The organism is Psychrobacter sp. M9-54-1 (assembly GCF_016613355.1).
Lineage (GTDB): Bacteria > Pseudomonadota > Gammaproteobacteria > Pseudomonadales > Moraxellaceae > Psychrobacter > Psychrobacter faecalis.
The window spans coordinates 1-18,472 of record NZ_JADGFW010000026.1 but is presented as its reverse complement, the minus strand read 5'-3'; the positions used below and the strand labels follow the sequence as shown (position 1 = coordinate 18,472).

At 39.9% G+C, this 18,472-nt stretch carries 17 protein-coding genes; 2 read left to right on the top strand and 15 right to left on the bottom strand.

All coding sequences use genetic code 11. The features are described 5' to 3' along the window. Nucleotides 1-73 precede the first annotated feature (73 nt). The 10 genes from IQ457_RS10670 to IQ457_RS10625 all read right to left on the bottom strand — a co-directional run bounded on the left by IQ457_RS10670 (nucleotide 74) and on the right by IQ457_RS10625 (nucleotide 11,221). A complete protein-coding gene (locus IQ457_RS10670; RefSeq protein WP_200663159.1) occupies nucleotides 74-943 on the bottom strand; it encodes a UDP-3-O-(3-hydroxymyristoyl)glucosamine N-acyltransferase in 870 nt (289 codons plus the stop codon). Continuing rightward, the gene (locus IQ457_RS10665) at nucleotides 928-1,566 is read right to left on the bottom strand and encodes a PIG-L deacetylase family protein (RefSeq protein WP_200663157.1); all 639 of its coding nucleotides are present in this window, start codon (nucleotides 1,564-1,566) and stop codon (nucleotides 928-930) included. The genes IQ457_RS10670 and IQ457_RS10665 overlap by 16 nt, the downstream gene beginning before the upstream one ends. A 3-nt stretch (nucleotides 1,567-1,569) precedes the next feature. Then, the gene (locus IQ457_RS10660; protein ID WP_200663155.1) at nucleotides 1,570-2,175 is read right to left on the bottom strand and encodes an acyltransferase; all 606 of its coding nucleotides are present in this window, start codon (nucleotides 2,173-2,175) and stop codon (nucleotides 1,570-1,572) included. After that, nucleotides 2,172-3,134, bottom strand: coding sequence for a Gfo/Idh/MocA family protein (locus tag IQ457_RS10655; RefSeq protein WP_200663153.1), 963 nt, complete (start codon nucleotides 3,132-3,134; stop codon nucleotides 2,172-2,174). Before IQ457_RS10655 ends, IQ457_RS10660 begins: the two co-directional genes overlap by 4 nt. 18 nt (nucleotides 3,135-3,152) lie before the next feature. Then, the gene (tviB, locus tag IQ457_RS10650; RefSeq protein ID WP_200663151.1) at nucleotides 3,153-4,430 is read right to left on the bottom strand and encodes a Vi polysaccharide biosynthesis UDP-N-acetylglucosamine C-6 dehydrogenase TviB; all 1,278 of its coding nucleotides are present in this window, start codon (nucleotides 4,428-4,430) and stop codon (nucleotides 3,153-3,155) included. A 30-nt stretch (nucleotides 4,431-4,460) separates the two neighbouring features. Then, a protein-coding gene (locus IQ457_RS10645; protein WP_200663149.1) for an IS5 family transposase occupies nucleotides 4,461-5,212 on the bottom strand; the annotation gives its coding sequence in 2 pieces (ribosomal slippage) (nucleotides 4,461-4,987 and nucleotides 4,987-5,212; 753 coding nt in all). Between the two features lie 124 nt (nucleotides 5,213-5,336). Next, nucleotides 5,337-7,253, bottom strand: a complete 1,917-nt coding sequence (locus IQ457_RS10640; RefSeq protein ID WP_242465418.1) for a polysaccharide biosynthesis protein — start codon at nucleotides 7,251-7,253, stop codon at nucleotides 5,337-5,339. Between the two features lie 113 nt (nucleotides 7,254-7,366). Continuing rightward, nucleotides 7,367-9,631: a polysaccharide biosynthesis tyrosine autokinase gene (locus IQ457_RS10635; protein WP_200663145.1), complete on the bottom strand. Its 2,265-nt coding sequence runs from the start codon at nucleotides 9,629-9,631 to the stop codon at nucleotides 7,367-7,369. 45 nt (nucleotides 9,632-9,676) lie between these two features. Beyond that, the gene (locus IQ457_RS10630; RefSeq protein WP_200663143.1) at nucleotides 9,677-10,108 is read right to left on the bottom strand and encodes a low molecular weight protein-tyrosine-phosphatase; all 432 of its coding nucleotides are present in this window, start codon (nucleotides 10,106-10,108) and stop codon (nucleotides 9,677-9,679) included. 12 nt (nucleotides 10,109-10,120) lie between these two features. Continuing rightward, a complete protein-coding gene (locus IQ457_RS10625) occupies nucleotides 10,121-11,221 on the bottom strand; it encodes a polysaccharide biosynthesis/export family protein (protein WP_200663141.1) in 1,101 nt (366 codons plus the stop codon). A gap of 362 nt (nucleotides 11,222-11,583) precedes the next feature. Between IQ457_RS10625 and rluB the strand changes: the two genes are divergently transcribed. Further along, nucleotides 11,584-12,510, top strand: coding sequence for a 23S rRNA pseudouridine(2605) synthase RluB (gene rluB / locus IQ457_RS10620; protein WP_102076898.1), 927 nt, complete (start codon nucleotides 11,584-11,586; stop codon nucleotides 12,508-12,510). 98 nt (nucleotides 12,511-12,608) lie between these two features. On the opposite strand, the gene IQ457_RS10615 is transcribed toward rluB, so the two are convergent. From IQ457_RS10615 to IQ457_RS10605, 3 genes are all read right to left on the bottom strand, one after another. Next, a complete protein-coding gene (locus IQ457_RS10615; RefSeq protein WP_200663139.1) occupies nucleotides 12,609-13,166 on the bottom strand; it encodes a hypothetical protein in 558 nt (185 codons plus the stop codon). A 71-nt stretch (nucleotides 13,167-13,237) separates the two neighbouring features. After that, a complete protein-coding gene (locus tag IQ457_RS10610; protein WP_200663138.1) occupies nucleotides 13,238-13,891 on the bottom strand; it encodes a hypothetical protein in 654 nt (217 codons plus the stop codon). Nucleotides 13,892-14,239: 348 nt separating this feature from the next. Beyond that, a complete protein-coding gene (locus IQ457_RS10605; protein WP_242465417.1) occupies nucleotides 14,240-15,010 on the bottom strand; it encodes a hypothetical protein in 771 nt (256 codons plus the stop codon). A 193-nt stretch (nucleotides 15,011-15,203) separates the two neighbouring features. Here IQ457_RS10605 and IQ457_RS10600 point away from each other — a divergent pair, with 193 nt between their 5' ends. Next, the gene (locus IQ457_RS10600) at nucleotides 15,204-15,806 is read left to right on the top strand and encodes a LysE/ArgO family amino acid transporter (RefSeq protein ID WP_200663137.1); all 603 of its coding nucleotides are present in this window, start codon (nucleotides 15,204-15,206) and stop codon (nucleotides 15,804-15,806) included. An 88-nt stretch (nucleotides 15,807-15,894) separates the two neighbouring features. Here the strand turns inward: IQ457_RS10600 and IQ457_RS10595 are convergent, their stop codons facing one another. Further along, the gene (locus tag IQ457_RS10595; protein ID WP_342343314.1) at nucleotides 15,895-17,277 is read right to left on the bottom strand and encodes an NAD(P)/FAD-dependent oxidoreductase; all 1,383 of its coding nucleotides are present in this window, start codon (nucleotides 17,275-17,277) and stop codon (nucleotides 15,895-15,897) included. Between the two features lie 335 nt (nucleotides 17,278-17,612). Then, a complete protein-coding gene (locus IQ457_RS10590; protein ID WP_200663136.1) occupies nucleotides 17,613-18,254 on the bottom strand; it encodes a MarC family protein in 642 nt (213 codons plus the stop codon). Nucleotides 18,255-18,472: the final 218 nt, after the last annotated feature.

Genomic DNA, 18,472 nt, shown 5'->3' with positions numbered 1-18,472 from the left:
GTAAGCTGAGCTGCAGAGCATCTGTAAAAACAACTTTAATAGAATTGATTACACATTAATGTAAATTTTAATTTTATCTTTTGATAAGAGGTCTTGCAGGATTACCCGCAACAGTAACATCAGCATCCACATTCTTGGTAACAACGGCCCCAAGCCCTACTACAGAATTATCACCTATACTTATTTTTTGATGAGTACAACTGTTAGGAGCAATCCATGCATTTTCTCCTATCGTGACTCCTCCACTAATCTCTGCACAAGCTATAATAAACGCTCCTTTTTTTATTAAGCAATTATGAGCAATGTGAACTAAGTTATCTATTTTTACAAAATCTTCAATAACTGTATTTGAAAGTGTACCTCGAGCTAAAGTCGTACAGCTTCCGACTTCAACATTGTCACCAATTATTACTGCTCCGAGATGAGGAAAACGTAGCGGCTCGCCGTTAGCAAGTCTTTCAAAGCCGAATCCATCACCACCAATAGAAGAACAAGAGCGAATACGGGAATTTTTGCCAATTATCGTTCCAGAATGAATGACAACGTTATGCTCTATAATTACATTCTCAGCAATATAACATCCATCTTCTATAACAACATTTTTACCTAGCTTCACAGTAGGATGGATTTCACTAGAAAACTCATATGTTGAAAATCCTATTGAACTTTGCAGATATGATAATATACGTATAAAATCCAATCTTGGATTATCACTAAACAAATATCCACACATTCCATATTTTGGAATTAAAGAATCGTTTGGTACTACCAATGCTATATTGCATAAACCTTCAATTAAATTATTAGTAAAGCTTATATCTCCACTTTTACAGGTAGAAATAGGTGAAACTCCTTCTATTAAAACATCGACCCCCTTAAAGTCTAAGTATAAATTTTTCGCAATTTCGGAAAGCCTGACTTTATTTTTTAACTGATAACCCATCTTAGCACCTCAAAACTTTCTGCATATTCTGCACCAATTTGAACTCCACGAACTTTAGCCAATGAGAAAATAAACTCATGACTCATATAGCTTCGTCCGATTTGAGACTCATAACATTGTAAGGATAAAAACTTATCTTCAACATTTTTTTTACTAAGCTTTACAAAACAAGTTGTATCAAACGATAAATTATTCCATATTAATTCATATCCAAGAATAGTAGTGTTCTTAAAGGCTCTTAATCCTTCTTGAGCAATAGTTGTATGATCTTGATGAATATCTTTTAGGGAAGGCATTAATATTAAATCAAAGCTATTATTTCTTTTTATCTTTATAAGATCTTCTAATATCTCTTGCCGTGCATAATTAAGTTTTCGAACTGGGTAGTTAAAAACAATAAGATTATCTTCTTTAATACCTAAGACTTTAGTTGCAGCTTTAACCTCTACTTTTAAAATATCTCTAGGTAGATGTTCAGGAACAGAATCTTCTGCTATAGAAAATGCAACATAAGTCACTGACGTACCTTCTTGGATTAATTTAGAAATAAAACCTCCTGCTCCTAATTCTCCATCATCAGTATGAGGGGCAAGAACCAAAACGCTTTTAAATTTCTGTTGCATGTCTTAATCCTTGATTTTTTTTACAAAAAGCGTGCAACCAGCAAGCTCGTAAGTTACACCTGTGTGCTCGCATACAGCACTACCTTCACCTTGAATAGGTAATTCTAATCGCTCACCAAACTTGCTCATCCAAGCAATTTGTTTTGCAGGCACTCCTACCATCAAAGCATAGTTTGGAACATCTCTATTTACTAATGCGCCTGCACCTACAAAAGAATATTCACCAATTGTTACCCCACAAACGATAGTGCAGTTTGCTCCTAATGTCGCTCCTTCCTTTACTAAAGTATTAAGATACTCATCCTTACGCTCAATTAGAGAGCGTGGATTATACACGTTAGTGAAGACCATACTGGGGCCACAAAACACGCCATCTTCTAGAGTAACATTGTCATAAACAGAGACGTTATTCTGTATCTTGCAATCATTACCGATGATAACTTTATTACCGATAAAGACATTTTGACCCATAGAACATCTTTCGCCGATTTTTGCTTCAGCACATATATGTACAAAATGCCAAACACGGCTATCTTTACCGATAGTCGCACCTGCATCTATAATTGCTGACTCATGGATACTGACACTAGGATGAATAGAAGTACTCATAAACTTGACTCCGTTAGTAGCTTTTTCACATTCGGATGTAGTCTTGAATCATCGGTGACTAAATCTTTGGCATGACGGATATGCTCGACTGTTTTGACACTGAACCTGGCATCCTCTAATCCATAACCACGTCCTGCAAGGATTTCTTGATATGAGATAGTATGTAAGTCAGTAAAACCATTTGAGAACTCAATCTCTTCACCTTCGATATCAATAGAACGATAAGTCGGCTGCTTACCTTTAACACTTTCAGGCAGATCATTGGCATCAATAGATAAGAACCAACGCACACGCGCTTTATCAAATTCTAAGTAGCCACCCGCTTTGGTTTCACCAGTATAGTAAACTTCGCTATCTACCAACTCGCCGAATATAAAGTGCAGCATGTCAAAAAAATGTACGCCGATATTAGTCGCAATGCCAAATGATTTGTTTAAATCGCCTTTCCAGCTTTCTAAATACCATTTGCCGCGAGAGGTAATATACGTCAGCTCGACATCGTATTTTTCGGTGCGATTGTCATTAGCAATCTGTTCTTTTAATTTTAATATCGCCTCATGATGGCGCAGTTGTAAGATATTATAAACTTTATGACCGGTCTCTTTTTCGACTTCTATGAGATCATTCAGAATCGCTTCAGTAGGCACCAGAGGCTTTTCACAGATGACATCTGCGCCCAATCTAAGACCCGCTGTGATATGAGGATGATGTAGGTAGTTAGGTGAGCAAATAGAAACGATGTCAATCTTAGTATTAGGATCGCGTTTCAGCTGATGACAATGATCACTAAAGCGCTCAAATTGAGTAAAGAACTCACTACTAGGAGAGATACTATCTATAATACCAACAGAATCATTGATATCGTAGGCAACAGATAATTCATTACCAGTCTCTTTGATGGCTTTCATATGACGCGGTGCAATGTAACCAGCAGCGCCTATCAGTGCAAATTTTTTCATTATAATGTCCTTAAGTTTTTATAAACGAATATCTGTTTCGCCTTCTTGGAATACATGCTTGACGTCGTAGATGACATGATTTGATTTAGCCAACGCTCTAATTGCATCCACGCCCATCTGCTTATACTTACTGTGATCAACGGCAACCACGACGCCATCGTAATAGCCTTTTTGCAACTCATTGATTAATTCAATGCCGTAATGCTCGAATACTTCTTGTTTATCAGCCCAATCATCATAAACGTCAACATTGATATTGAAGCTTTTTAGCTCTTTGATAATATCAATGACTTTAGTATTACGGGTATCAGGGCAGTCGCCTTTAAAGGTAAAACCAAGTACTAATACCTTTGCTTCATCGATATGTATTTTACTACGCGCAAGTTTTTTGACCATTTGTGTAGCCACATACTGCCCCATACCGTCGTTGATACGTCTACCAGCGAGAATAACTTCTGGACGGTAACCAACCTCTTGAGCTTTATGAGTTAAATAATAGGGATCTACACTAATACAATGCCCACCGACTAAACCTGGCTTGAACTTAAGGAAATTCCATTTGCTACCTGCAGCATCCAGTACCGCTTGCGTATCTATACCTATAATATTAAAGATCTTAGCAAACTCATTAACAATAGCGATATTTAAGTCGCGCTGCGTATTTTCAATAACCTTCGCAGCTTCAGCGACTTTAATTGATGTTGCACGATAAGTACCAGCCGTAATAATAGAAGCATAAAGACTATCTATTAAATCAGCCGCCTCTGGTGTTGAGCCTGAAGTAATCTTAGTAATTTTAGTTAAAGTATTTACCTTATCACCTGGATTAATACGTTCCGGGCTATATCCAACATAAAAATCTTTATTAAACGTTAAACCAGATATTTTTTCTATAATAGGAATACAGACTTCTTCTGTTGCACCAGGGTAAACAGTGGATTCATAAACCACGATATCACCAATTTTTATGACTTTCCCCACTGCTTCGGAGGCACTTTTTAAAGGGGTAAGATCTGGTGCATTATTTTCATCAATCGGTGTCGGTACTGTGACGATATAAAAATTATAATCGACAATTTCGCTCAACTCAGTGGTAAATTCTAATGAATTAGCGGCTTTTAATGCTTCGCTACTTACTTCAAGCGTACCGTCAAAGCCATCTCTTAATTCTTGTACACGCTTAGTATTAATATCAAAACCGACTACGGGGCGATGCTTACCAAACTCAACAGCTAAAGGCAGACCTACATAACCAAGTCCGATAACTGCTATTTTTATATTGTCGATATCTAACATAATCTTCCTTTATTAATCTAGGGCGTGTCTTCAATTCATCTTACAATGAACGATAGTACACGCCAGATAAAGCATTGACTTAAAATTACGAGCTAACTTCTCATAGCGAGTAGCGATACTACGAAAGTGCTTAAGCATTGCAAACATATTTTCAACAAGATGACGCAGTTTGTACAAATAGCTATCAAACTCTGGATTAGGCGCTTTAGCATTGCTTCTTTTAGGGATTATAGGGATCATGTCATGCATGTAAGCTTTATCCCTAATCGCTTGTGAATCATAGCCCTTATCAGCGATAAAGTAATCAGCTTGTCCAATCATGTCAATCAATTCACCTGCAACTTGACTGTCGTGGACGTCACCCCCAGTGATTTTAAAATGGAGCGGATATCCATCGGCATCACAGGATAGGTGTATCTTTGTAGTTGCGCCGCCACGGCTTCGTCCAATTGCTCTATCTTCACCACGCCGAGCTCCACTTGCATGCTGGTGACAGCGAACATAGCTTCCGTCTGTGAATACCCATTCCGTATCAATTTCTTTGCGTAAGCTAAAAGAAAATCCGCCCATAAGCCAGTTTTCGACCATCGATTAAAGCGACTATAAGCTGTTTTCCAAGAACACAATTCTTTAGGTATGTCACGCCAAGGCGCGCCTGTACGCAGCTTCCACAGTATGGCTTCCATGATCTCTCGGCTGTTTTGAGTTTGATAGCAGCCGTACTTTATCATCGTCGATTGCAATTGATCCCAAAGCGTATCTGTTAATGCTTTTCTTGCCATAACTTGTATTTCTCGCATCGACTCAGTAAATGCGGTATTGTAACTATTATTTATGCCTTATCCAATTGAAGACATGCCCTAAGCAGTTTTATTTAAAAACAATATTTAGGGTGTTTGTTGAAAGCTATTTAGCTTTAGATGATTCTTGATAACCCGCTACAAACTGCTGGAATTGCTGCTTTAGCCAAGGGACATCAAACTCCTTTTGCTTTTCAGTCAGCTCAAATAATACTAATTCAAGCTCATCTAATGGAAAGCTATGCTCTATTGCTTGCATGATAAGAGGATGATCGGTTGATTCAACATTGTCTTCACCGATGATGAGCTCTTCATAAAGCTTTTCTCCATCTCTAAGTCCAGTAAATATGACTTCGATATCACCCTCAGGATGGGCGGCATCTTTAATATCAAAACCACTTAAATGAATCATTCGGTGTGCCAAATCAACAATTTTGACCGGTTCGCCCATATCAAGGACAAACACTTCACCACCCGATGCCATCGCACCTGCTTGGATCACCAAGTTTGCCGCTTCTGGAATCGTCATAAAATAGCGCGTCACATCAGGATGGGTGACCGTAATCGGCTTACCTTGCTCAATCTGTTTGGTAAACAACGGTACTACAGAGCCTGACGAACCTAGGACATTACCAAAACGCACCATACTAATGCAGGTTTTGCTATCTGTCTGGCTGAGCGCTTGGCAAACCAACTCTGCTAAACGCTTAGATGCGCCCATCACATTGGTTGGTCTTACGGCTTTATCGGTCGAGATAAGGACAAAGGTTTCGACATTGGCTTCGATAGCCGCTCGCGCACAATGATAAGTGCCTTTGGTATTATTAATGACGCCTTCAAACGGATTGTGTTCAACCATTGGCACATGCTTATAAGCAGCTGCATGATAAACCGTTTGGATATTATAGAGATTTAGTATTCTAAGCAGGTTCGATTCATTGGTGACATTACCGATGATCGCGACGATTTGAATGTCTTTATAAGCAGGCGTATTGGCTTGTTTTATGGTTAGCTCTTGATGGATACTATAAAGCGCAAACTCAGATAGCTCATATAGTACAAGGCATTTTGGCTTATTCTTGATTACTTGGCGACATAACTCGCTACCGATAGAACCACCAGCGCCAGTGACCAACACGCACTTTTCTTTAATATTTAGTTGGAGCAGTTTGGCATCAGGTTCAACAGTCTGTCTGTCTAACACATCTAAGATATCCACTTTGCGCATACTACTAACGGTCACTTTTTCGTCAGCGATTTCCTCTAGACTGGGCAGTTCTTTTATTTTTATCGCAATGCCTGAAAGCTTATCTATAATCTGGCGTTTTTGCGCGCGGCTGATAGAAGGAATAGCCAAAAATACCTGCGCAATCTCTAACTCTTCTACTAAGCTTACTAACTTATCAGCAGGATAAATCTTTTTACCTAGCAAATAAGCACCAGCAAGCTGTAGATCATCATCAACGTAAGCCACAACATTATATTTATGCGAATTTCTAAGACCTTCTAATAAATCTCGACCAGCCTCTCCGGCGCCGTAAATAACGATATTCTCATAACCATCTTTTTGTCTAGCGCTTTGCTGACTTTTACCTTGTAAGCGAGTTAAAAGCTCACGGATGGTTAGCCTACTATTCCACAACCAAATAAAAAACAGAAACAAATATAAAATGGGTACGGCACGCGGCACATCAGGAAGGAGTTTAAAATAAAGAATGGTCTGGGCGATGATGATAAGGACAAAAAATAGCTGCAACACGCTACCCATCAACGCATCAAAAAAACCTCTAGCCACGCCATTATAAAACCCAATAGCGTATAAGCATAAGACTGGAATTAATGCACTCAGACTTATTACCAATAAGCTTACATGATGGTCTATATATCCATACCTTGCTGCAATGGCGAAGAATAGGCAGACGGCTGACATAATAAAGTCAGCCAACATTAAGATACTACGCTTAATGCTTCTAGGTAGGCTAAGCAATAACTTAGCGCTATGCTCAGCAAGACCAGTAGACATTACAGAGTTAACATTATGTGATTTGGATGAGGCTGATGGATCTATTGGCATGACGAACAACTATTTTATTCAAGCATTAATATTTAAAGAATTCTATATCTATCCGCTAACGATTAGTTATTATTGCCGTAAGCATAACTATAATGATAGCTATACTTACTTAGTAACCCCTGCTGTACATCGTTTAAGATAATACCGTCTACTTTGATATTGGCTTTATTCATCTGATTAACTGCATAAACCACCTGACCTTCTATAGACTTATCATAGCGAGCCACCATTAACACTTTATCTGCATACTGGGATAAAATCATAGCATCAGAAGCAGCCAATACAGGTGGCGAATCAATGACAATATAATCATAATGCAAATTCAGTTCTTTTATTAAATGATCAAAACTGCCATTAGCTAATAATGATGCCGGATTACGTGGGTGCTGACCTCGTGGCATAAAATCAATATTATCTATACCAGTAGGATGAATAAAGCTTGCCAAATAATCCTCTTGACTAGCAACAATTTTTGATACTTGAGCGTTATCTTTAGATAAATGAGTCTTATCTTGTGATAAATAATCCCCTAGACCATTATCTTGACTCATACTAAACATCTTATGCAGCTCACCCAAGCGCATATCAGCATCCATAATCAGAACTTTTTTATCTAACTGAGCAAATACCTCAGTTAGATTAGAAGAGATAAATGATTTACCAACACCAGGGCTTTCACCAGTAATTAGTATCACTTTCGCTCTTTGCCCCGCTCGACCTTGGGCTGGCATGCCAAACATTAGATTTGTTCTTAAGCTCTTAATGGCCTCATAGCTCAAACTATTATGATCGACATAAGCCAATAAGCGATTAGGCGCTTTCTTATTGCTCTTACGTAATCTTGTCAATAATGGAGAGCGAGGAACAGTTGCTACTACAGGAACACCTGTTTTAGCCTCTAAACGCTCAGGGTCTTTGACTACATTTCTAAGCATGTTCTTGAGCAGTACGAGCATCGTTCCAAGCATTGATCCTAAAATTGTAGCCAAAATTATCATCAATAACTTTTTAGGCGCAACCGCTTTAAAATTATTGATGGGCAAATCAATAATACGGGCAAAACCAATTTGACCGGCTTTAACGATTTTTAGCTGCTCATAGTTTTTAAGTAGAGTTAAATAAATCTCTCTATTAATAGTGCTATCAGCTGATAATTGTAAAAACTCTCTTTGGATTTCAGGTAAACCGGCAATAGTATCATCTATTTCATTTTTTCTAGTATTGAGTACTGCCAATTGCTCATTGATCTGAACAACCAATGGGTGCTCTTCTGTGTAGTAAGTCGTGAGATCCGCTTTTTTAAGCTTTAATTCATTAAGTTGGGCATCAATTTGCGAGTTTTCTGTTAATAAAAGTTCGGCTTCTTTACTTACATCAATAGTGCCGTATTTTTTACGGAACTCATTAAATACTGCTTCAGAATCTTCAAGCTTTTTCTTTAGGGCTGGAATCTGAGTTTCCATAAAGCTAATGGTTTTGGTGGTTTCTTCAGAGCCACGCGATTGATTTTGATCAATGTAAGATAAGACAATTTGTTTTAATATCAAACTAGTCTGCTGCTGGTTAGCACCCGTCATAGACAGCTGAATAATACCAGTCTGTTTACCCTTTTCAACCACAGATAAATCAGTATTTATCTGTTCTGTCGTTGTTTGGAGAGACTGCTTAGTAATATTAATTGGATATCCATCGGCTGGTAGATCATTAACCGTGATTTGAATCTGACCATCTGTGCCTTTAAATAAATGGCCCTTACCAATCTGCCCTTTGAAATCGTCAAAGTCATTACTTAACACAAATCCTGTCGCAGAGCGTGTCAAGGTAAAAGTTTGATTTAAATACTCTTGTGAGACATTAAACTGACTAATCTCGACGTTACCATCCTCAGTTTTAAGAGAAACCCCTTCAGGCTTATTAATCTGAGTATCCGTACTATTACTTTTAATTCTATCAATAGCGCTAACATTAGGGTCAGAAAGTCGGATACGCAAATGTAATAAATTAACCACAGGCTCTAATATCATACGAGATCTTATTAGCTCTGCTTCAGCTTCTGCTTTACTTGCTTGCGAACCGATTAGCTCTGAAATATCAGCACCTAGAGCAGCTGCCCCTTTAGAGTTTTCTTCAATTTGAATAATTGCATCTGATCTAAAAGTAGGATTGACATACCTGCTATATAAAACACCAACTATCAAGCCCAGTACTGCAAAAAAAACAATAATCTTCCAGCCACGCAAGATAGCAAACAGCAGAGCCATAAGATCAATTTCGTCATTATCTTCTTTAGAGGCAGAGTTTGATAAATTTTTTGAATCTGTATTCATAACGGTATGTTCATCACTTAAGGTTAGTCGTTTAACAGCAGCTTTTTAACTAATTTTGTCTGACCACTGTTCGAGGCTATCGACAATATCTTGATATGCTGTCTGAAACGCACTCATCTCATGTTTATAGGGGTCGGCAATATCTTTGTCTTGCCAATGGCCGAGCTTAAAAGTCTTGCCGCGACAAAATGGCCAGCGCTCTTCGATCCATTTGGTCTGACTGTCTGACATAGTAAAAATCAAATCCGCTTTTTTTGCCAAACCTTCGTCAATTTGTTTGGCGACATGATTAGTGATATCTATTTCTTGCCCTGCCATAATCTCTAGCGCGGCAGGATCTGCAGAGTGCCCGACTAAAGCCCCCACCCCTGCAGAATCGATATTTTTATGAGGGTAACGTTGTTTTAATAACGCTTCTGCCATGGGACTACGGCAAATATTGCCGACACACACCACTAAAATATTATCAAATGCCATAAATATTATTACCTATAAGCCTGAAAGAATACTAATTGCTGAAGTCGATGGTAGTATGGCACTGATAACACGATTCCAACGCGTCAAGCCAGTAGGATCAACGTATACAATGTCATTAGGATGCATCTGGAAACGATTGGCAAGCGCAAAGCTAGTAATAGTTTGCATATCAACGTAGTATATATCCGTAGTCCTAGTATTGATGTTATCACGCACAACGTATATCTTAGCCGCATTTGCTGTATTAGAATCAAGACCTTTAGACTCGCCTAATACTTGCGCTAAACTGATGCCTTGCTCTTTAATAGCTACAGGCTCTACACGGCCAAACTCTCCTAAAACATATATCTTATTACGGTCTTGGCTATTCACATGAATAGAATCACCATCTTGTAAATATATCTGATTGGCAGACGTGCCAAGTTCGCGTAAGGACTGTAATCCAATATTGTAGCTTATCCCTCTACGATTAAATACAATATTGTTCGAATCTCCCGTAGGTGTCGCTCCTCCAGCCATAGAGATTGCACTATATAGCGAAACTGGTTCATCATTAATTGGGAATTCGCCAGGTTGTTTGACCTCACCATCGATAAAGAATTTATTGCCACGATAGTTAACAATCTTTACCTGCGGGTCCGAATATTTAAGATAGCGTTGCAGTTGTTTCTGCAAATTGGCGGTAAATTGCGGCACGCTCATGCCACTGGCTTTAATACGCCCAACAAGAGGAAACTGTACAAAACCTTGTTGATCAACAGGAAATCCTGAAACATAAGGGTTGCTGCTATCACTAGCTGCTAAAGGTGTTATATTCGGGTAGCCTGTCAGGATTATACTCAAAATATCGCCTTCAGCAATACGATACTCTGATCGTCCAGAGCTTCGTATCAATGGTGCTAAATTACTATTTGGTATAGCCGCTTGTTTCGGCGGTAATGTTGCTAGGTTCAATGGCTGTATATTAAAGTGCAATCCATTTTCAGCAATGAATGTACCATTAGGTGGTAGCTCACCTGCTTGCAGACCAGCATTGATACTAGAGCAACCCGTAAGTATGCTAATTGCAAGTACAGACGCCACACTTAATAGCTTTGATGAATTGAGAAACATAGAAAAACCTTTATAAATCACAGATATAAGCAGCGTCTAGCAAACAGCGCAATTTAGACGACCATAATCGAGTATTACATTAACTATAAAAAACAAGGCAATAATACCATAAGTGGTTAAAGATTGGACAGATAAGGTAAATCTTTTGGAGGAATTAGGTAAGACTAATAATCGATTTATATCTACTCTTATTCAGATGAATGAACTTCACTTAAACTTATTGATGCTTAATAAAGTATAACTTATGAATCATGGGAACCTCAAAAGCTTTATCTTTAACATCAATTCAATAAATAGCGTATAATACTCAGTCCAAATCTATACATTGAGAAATGTAAACCCACCGAAACAAGGATAGCATTATGAAAGATGAAAAACTGCAAAAAGCACTCGCCCGCATGGGACTTGGTTCACGTCGGCAGATGGAAGAAGTGATTAAAGCAGGGCGTGTGACCGTCAATAATGGACCCGCAACCATCGGCGACCGCGTCGAACAAGGCGATGAGATTCGTGTTGACGGTCGTCAGATCAAATATACGGCTGAAAATGAAAAGCGCCGTCGCGTCTTAGCCTATTACAAGCCTGAAGGCGAAGTCTGCTCGGCTAATGATCCAGAAGGTCGTCCAACGGTTTTCGAACGTTTACCAAAGCTGACTCATGATCGCTGGGTCATGGTTGGGCGCTTGGATATTAACTCGACTGGTCTGCTATTATTTACCAATGATGGCGAAATGGCGCATCGCTTAATGCACCCATCTAGCGAAGTGACACGCGAATATGCCGTACGTGTACTTGGTGAAGTCACTCCTGATATCGCGCGTACGCTAACAGCAGGCGTCATGCTAGAAGATGGCATGGCACAGTTTGAAGACATCAAAGAAGGTGGCGGTGAAGGTGTCAATAAGTGGTATCACGTTAGGTTAAAAGAAGGTCGTAACCGCGAAGTGCGCCGATTGTTTGAGTCACAAGGTCTTAAAGTGAGCCGTCTATTACGTACGCGTTACGGATCAATTTCGCTGCCAAAAGAGCTACGTACCGGTCGCTTTTTAGAGCTCGACAAAAAAGAGATCAATACCTTAACCGATTTGGTCAGCCTACGCCCACGTCACGGTACTGGTTTGCATGGTGCAGCTAAAGAAAAGCAAGAACGTATCAAAAGCAAGCCGCTCAAAGCGCGCCGTGTTGACAGTCGTAGCGATAGCCGTCCTAGTAGTGCAAAACCTAAAAGCAGTGGCAGTCCTGCCAGTCGCGGTTCACGTAATACCCGCGATCGTAACAACAAGCGTTAATCAGTCACGGATTAATCCTAGCTGATAAAAAAGCGGTCAATGACTGATTCATTGACCGCTTTTTTATGCACTTTTTAAGAGTATCACTCACTTTAGGCTTAGTCGTCATGACTATGAATATAATTTTTCATCACTCGTAATTCTTGTAGATGTTGCTCTTCCATTCGCTCTAATACCCCATCTAAGCGCTGCTCAATGTTGTCCAATATCTCTTGTAACAGCCTACTCGCCTCAGTCTGCTTCTGCCCATTTTTAGTACGATTGCTTATATTGATATTTGCTAAATGATAATGACTGGCCAACATTTCGGGTAAGCGGGTATGTAGCATTTTATGTAAAACAAATTGTTGCTCGTTAATGGCTGAAGTTACATCTTGCGCTTCTAAATCGTTTTGGTAGTTGTGATAATTGGCTACCTTTTTATCAATGTGCTGCAATTGGCGCAGCTGCTTATCCGATAAAGCTTCTAGGTGTTTTTTATTTAAATTTAACTGTTGCCAATTAAGAGAAGTTAACAACAGGGGCGCATTATTATCTTGATAGGTCAGCACGCCTGGAGTAATGCCAACCATTTTATGGAATGCATGCCAGCCTTTTCTACCCAAATAAAAGACGCTGACAGTGGTAACCACACCAACGCCTATCAATATACTCATGTCACTTTACTCTTCTTTAAACCTATTTCAGCCTAAACATCTAAACTTGGGATATTATTAACATCTCTCATTTATAGCTTAATATCTTCTACGTCAGTTTCTTTATTAGCTGGGTTTTCAATTGCCTGGACTTTAACAGCGCTATTATCAATTTGTTGTAGTCTAGAATTGCTGGTTGGGTTATTAAAACGCTGCTGCAAATATCGATTGGTCGCCAGCAATTTTTGTCCATCTTGATGATAAGACGCATTCAGCAAGTCATCAAACTGGGTATTAATCGTCCTAAGCACTTCTAATAGCGCCTCTTTGCCCGTGACATCAGAATGCTCAATTTTCGTGGTATCAGCAAGGGCACCGTTCCCAACATCTAAGTCATGCAAGCGGCGATAATCGGCTACGGCTAGTGGCACATGCCTATCCATTAGATTTTGAATCATAACGTAGGTTTCGTTGACGGCATCTTTATCATCAATTTTACCATCGTTATTGGTATCGCCATAAATAACCCGCAGCTTCTCGCCCTTGTCATTGATTTGATCGAGCGCTGTTTTGACCTCAACTGGCAAACTTTTTTCAGGGATATAACCCAATTGCGGCATCGCTTTATACTCAAGCATTTTGGGCGCCGTGACTTTTTTGATACCACGATATCCTAGGTACAAACCAGCTGCTGGCAGCACGCCATATAAAATAAACATCACGAACATCGCAGTCAGTTGGGTCATTTGGGTATCCTTGTTATTTGGCAAAATGCTTAGAAAAAATATTTAGCAGACGCGGTTGGCAAATCTATTGTTGTTTTAGAAAATACTTAATCATTATTATTAAACAAAAAAATAAGGCTGTATTAAAGCCTTATATTGTTATGTATTGAGCCGATTGTGTTTATAGTTATTTTCAAACAAAACAGAAACATGAAATTTTTACGCGACACTGAAATAAACTTTTCTAGCTTGCTGTGCCTGCGCCGACAGAGGCTGCGAAAAATTCATTCCAGTGTCTCTGTATCGTCTTTATACTGAACTCACAATGACAATACTAACGACTTTTAAATAATCCTCGTTAAATTCAAGTTAGCTTTGGGTACGGCTTTTGACATAACGATGGGTGGACGCAAGACGATTCATCACCGTTTGATGTAACTCATCTAATAACTCGTCAAGCTCGTAATCAATTTCTAAAAACAAATCGGTCAACATATCGCCTGCGGTCATTTTTCCTTGGACGACATTATTTTTCGTGCGGTGCGGGCTAAAACGTTGGAGCTGCTCATAATGATGTAGCGCCTCAGGAATGCTTTCAGACACCAGCTTATCGATAACAAACTGGCGCTCATTATGTTGTTGCTGTTGCTCAGCGTTGAGCTCGCTACTCCACTCACGGTAGCGTTTTAGCTTACTATTAATCCGGTCTAATATGGCAACCGCTTCAATCGGCATGGCATTTAGGGTGGCTGCATCGACCACATCAACAAGCTCAGTCATAATCGGACAGCGTCCATGTTTAAGATACCATAAGGTATCTGGGTCAAAAGGAGGTCTATTGGTCAGGCGCATTTGCGCACGATTGGCTAGATAGCGATCGGTCAACGGTGTCGGCGTGCGAATATCATTCACTTGCGCTAAGGCATCACAAATACGCTCGCTACGCTGCGGCTCGCTAAGCGTATAATTGGAAGCTGAAGTATGCAGGTTTTCTTGATTATCGCTACTATCGCCTTGCTTATTTGCATTATTAGAAACTTCTTTAGCGGCAGCTTGCTGAGCATTTTTGGCAGCGATGGTTGGCAGGTCATCTTGGGCTTGCCCAAACGACTGTAGCATTCTTGTCAGACTTATGACCATGACCTACCCTGCTCCTCGCCTATTCTTTATTCATTGCTGACTGATATTGCTGAATAATACTGATAACGTCGTAGCAGCTATTGCAGCAGACATATTGCATTCGACCATTTTATCCCTTATCTTAACAGCTTTTCTCAGCGCTGCCAGTAAGCAAACGTCACCGTTTTGGTCTTTAAAGGATAAGCCAATTATCATGAATTTCACCGATTATAGCGCCGGTTTTTTGCTTGGTTTATCCTTGATTATCGCTATTGGTTCACAAAACGCCTTTGTCCTTAAACAAGGGTTAAAACGCGAGCACATATTTTTCGTCTGCTTGTTTTGTGCGGTCAGTGATGCAATTTTAATCTCTGCTGGCGTTGGCGGTTTTGGCGCAGTGACAGCACGTTATCCGCAAGCCGTCAATATTGCCAAAATTGCTGGCGTCATATTTTTGCTGGCTTATGGCATCCAAAGCTTATATGCCAGTGTACGCGTATCACACGCGCTTACCGTCGATGGTCAAGTCGTCACCAGTTTAAAAAAGGCACTGTTATTATGCTTTGGCTTTACTTGGCTTAACCCGCACGTCTATCTAGATACATTGGTGCTGGTCGGCATGGTTTCAACCGGTGCCAATAGTAAATTGGCATTTGCAGTCGGTGCGGTCAGTGCGTCGTTCTTTTTCTTTTTTGCCTTGGGCTATGGCGCGCGCCTGCTTAGACCTTTATTTGCCAAACCAAAAGCTTGGAATATATTAGACGCTTTGGTAGGCATATTAATGCTGTATTTGGCTTGGCATTTATACCAAAGCTAACCATGTATTCAGTGCATTTAACGTTAAAAACGAAAAAACCAAATACGCTATGAAACGTATTTGGTCTTTTATTTATCGCATGGAGCATTTATGACACTTTTTTGCGCTTTTTAGGTTTAACAAAGGTTAAGTTTAAAAAGTGCTCAAGCGAATCATCTAGAATATCTAACCAAGGCTCTGGCAATTCAGGTGACATGGTTCCCGTCAAGGTAGAACGATAGGCCTTTTCTCGAAAGGTCATGATGTTCTCGGCTTTGTCCTTTTGCCACTCTTTTAAAATTTCACCCTGCTTTTCAACCGCGAATTCTGGATAATCGGTGGCATTGGTCAAGTCACGAATATAAGCGGCTTGAAAGTCAATTGAATCACTGACCGTCACACATTTGGCATACGTTGCGAGCCATTTTTGCTCGTCTGCTTCACGCGCTGCCAAATCAGGCAATTCGATATCACCCATTATCACATCACGTGCATACCACGCTTGCGCATCAAACATATTAAAGGTGAAATACTGGTCTTGCATGCCCAAATAAATCAGCTTTGGATTTGGTTGCCAAAAGATACCCTTGTACAAGTTAGCAGGATATAAGCAGTTGTGCGTCTGCAAACGTAGCTCATCTGGCATAAACGGGAAATGAAATAAATAACCGGTACACATGATGATGGCGTCAAACTTTTGGCTCGTGCCATCGGCAAAGTGCGCGACGTCGTCTTCAAAATGCGTCACCAATGGCACTTCTTTTATGCCCTCAGGCCACTCATAATCGAGCGGTTGACTACGATAACTGATGGTCACGGATTTGGTGCCATATTTATAACACTGGGTACCAATATCTTCGGCAGAATAGCTACTACCTACTAGTAAGATATCTTCATCTTTAAATTCTAAGGCATCTCGGAAATCATGCGCGTGCAAGATACGACCTGGAAAGGCTTCTAAACCTTCAAAATACGGCATATTTGGCGTAGAGAAATGACCCGTTGCTACCACCACGTAATCAAACTCTTCGACTTCTTGCTCATCGGTTTTATGATTCATTACCGTCACAGTGAATTTTTGCGTTTCATCATCAAACGACACCCAGCGTACGGGGCATTCAAATCGAATATATTTTTGGATATCTTGTTTATCGATACGCCCCATGATGTAATCTTTTAGGACTTCACGCGGCGGGTACGATGGGATGGGTTCACCGAAGTGTTCGTCGAATGAATAATCGGCAAATTCTAAGCATTCTTTGGGGCCATTTGACCATAAATAGCGGTACATACTGCCGTGCACGGGTTCACCGTTTCTATCTAAACCAGTACGCCAACTGTAATTCCACATACCGCCGATAGCGTTTTGCTTTTCATAACATACGATTTCAGGTAAATCCTTTACCCCGGCTAAACGAGCCGCTTCAAAGGCACGTAACTGTGCCAAACCACTTGGACCTGCACCTAAAATTGCCATTCTTTTCTTACTCAAAACTGACTCCTATAATATTGTTGTGCTCCTATCATAACATATTTGTATGGATGACGTTTTTAATGCAGACTTTTGGTGATTAATTGAAATTCACATAATGATTTAAAAGATATAAAAAAGTTTTACTAAACAACCTTTTAGGATAAGTATTAGTATTTTTTATCAAATAGGCAGGTTTGACTACTTTAGGAGGTTTTAGACTTTAACCCAATAATAAAAAGACCATGTTTTTTTACACGGTCTAAAAAATACGGATATATCTTAAAAAAGAAGGGCTTAAAAAAGGACAGGTAAGAGCCATTAGAGAAGTAAGTGGCAGACAAGAAAGGTAATAGTTACACTAAATCAGGAAATAAGGTACGTAGTCCATTAACGATAATCTCGATAGAAACTGCTGCAAGCAACATACCCATGATACGACTCATGATATTAAGTCCAGTATCGCCCAATAACCGACTGATACGACCGGCAGCCATTAGCGCCACATAACAAAATAAGCTGATAAATAAACCAGCAATCAAAATCGCAGAGACTTGCAAAATGCCAGTTACTTGTGATGAATAAATAATCACCGTCGAGATACCGCCAGGTCCAATCATCATCGGAATGGCAATCGGCACCACCGCTGCAGCCATCGTTGGCGGCGCACCTTGCAAATGGTCAACATCAAAGTTTTCTTGATCAGGCTTAACTGGGTTACCTTCGCCATTCATCATGTTTAGGGCGATTAAAAATACCAAGATGCCGCCTGCCAGCTGGAACGAACCAATCGAGATGCCCAATGCCTTTAGCAGCGTCTCACCTGCTAAGGTAAAAAAGCTGATGGTGATAAAAATCGTCAAACAAGCGATACGCGCCACTTTACGGCGATTATTTAGCGAATAGCCGTGAGTTGAATCCAAAAACAACGTCAAGGCGCCAAAGGGATTAATCAGTACCATAAAGGCTAAGATTATCTTGATAATTTCAGTATCCACTGAGCGCTCGCTTATCTATTGGTCAAATCGGACAAAAGATAAGGTCGCTATGCACAAGTACAGGCAAAGACGACCTTATAATCGGTAGCAGCGGCATTGTAGCATAGCCAGATAAGCCTATTAAATCATTAACTTCGCTTAATGTCTCGTCCTTACCAATTCAATAGCATATCCGTACAAATCTGCCGTTCCAAAAATCTTACTCAAACCTAGCCAAT